At 59.3% G+C, this 1321-nt stretch carries 1 protein-coding gene and 1 other annotated feature; the gene reads left to right on the top strand.

All coding sequences use genetic code 11. The annotated features are described in order from the left end of the window. Positions 1-53: 53 nt before the first annotated feature. Positions 54-1282 (top strand): IS3-like element ISRtr2 family transposase gene (locus PY649_RS34715; protein WP_285873593.1). Its coding sequence is split into 2 segments (ribosomal slippage): positions 54-342 and positions 342-1282, totalling 1230 coding nucleotides; the frame shifts between segments, so codons are not numbered across the junction. Next, positions 335-451 (top strand) — a sequence feature (AL1L pseudoknot). It overlaps the preceding gene by 117 nt. Positions 1283-1321: the final 39 nt, after the last annotated feature.

Raw genomic sequence — 1321 nt, 5'->3', positions numbered from 1 at the left:
TGAACCGCGCCGGGTTTGCCGGAGGCTCCAACTCGTGAGAAAGTGGAGCCGATATGAGCAAGACGACCAACAAATTTTCACCTGAAGTTCGTGACCGAGCCATCCGCATGGTTTTGGACCATGAGGCCGAGCATCCATCCCGGTGGGCGGCAGTTTCATCCATAGCCGCCAAGATTGGCTGCTCGGCACATACGCTGCATGAGTGGGTGAAGAAGGCCGATGTTGACAGCGGCAAACGAGCAGGCCTTCCAAGCGATGTCGCCGAGAAGATGAAGGCCCTTGAGCGGGAGAACCGCGAGCTTCGACAGGCCAATGAGATTTTGCGCAAGGCGTCGGCTTATTTTGCCCAGGCGGAGCTCGACCGCCCACTGAAGCGATGATTTCCTTCATCGACGAACACCGCTCAAAGTTCGGGGTCGAGCCGATCTGCAGGCTGCTGCCGATTGCCCCGTCCACTTACTATGACGCCATCGCCAAGCGCACGGACGTGGACCGCCTGTCGGCCCGCGCTCGTCGCGACGCGGCCATGAAGGTCGAGATACGCCGAGTGTTCAATGAGAATTTCCAAGTCTACGGCGTGCGGAAAGTATGGCGGCAGTTGCAGCGGGAAGGCTTCGACATAGCTCGATGCACTGTTTCTCGGCTTATGCGAATGATGGGTCTTCAGGGCATTATCCGTGGAAAGCCCGTCAAAACGACCGTGTCTGACAAGGCCGCTCTATGTCCGCTCGACCGCGTGAACCGCCAGTTCTGCGCTCCCGCGCCGAACATGTTGTGGCTTTCCGATTTCACGTATGTAGCCACTTGGCAAGGCTTCGTTTACGTCGCTTTCGTGATCGACGCGTTCGCCCGCCGCATCGTCGGCTGGCGGGCGAGCCGAACCGCTCATGCGGGTTTCGTCCTCGATGCCCTGGACCAGGCACTCCATGACCGGCGGCCAGTCCATCGCGGTGGTCTCATCCACCACTCCGACAGGGGTGTTCAATACGTATCGATCAAGTATTCCGAACGGCTGGCGGAGGCAGGCATCGAGCCTTCCGTTGGAAGCGTCGGCGACAGTTACGACAACGCTCTCGCCGAAACGATCAACGGCCTCTACAAGGCCGAGGTCATCCATCGGCGGGGACCATGGCGCAATTTCGAAGCCGTGGAGTTCGCCACACTCGAATGGGTGGATTGGTTCAACAACCGGCGTCTTCTGGAGCCCATAGGAAACATTCCGCCTGCCGAAGCCGAAGAACGTTACTATGCCATGCTGGACGCGCCAGCCATGGCCGCATAACTTAAACCAAACGGCCTCCGGCAAACCCGGCGCGGTTCA

Source organism: Rhizobium mayense (assembly GCF_030272705.1).
In the GTDB taxonomy this organism is placed as follows: domain Bacteria; phylum Pseudomonadota; class Alphaproteobacteria; order Rhizobiales; family Rhizobiaceae; genus Rhizobium; species Rhizobium mayense.
This window is presented reverse-complemented; position numbering and strand designations above follow the sequence as displayed.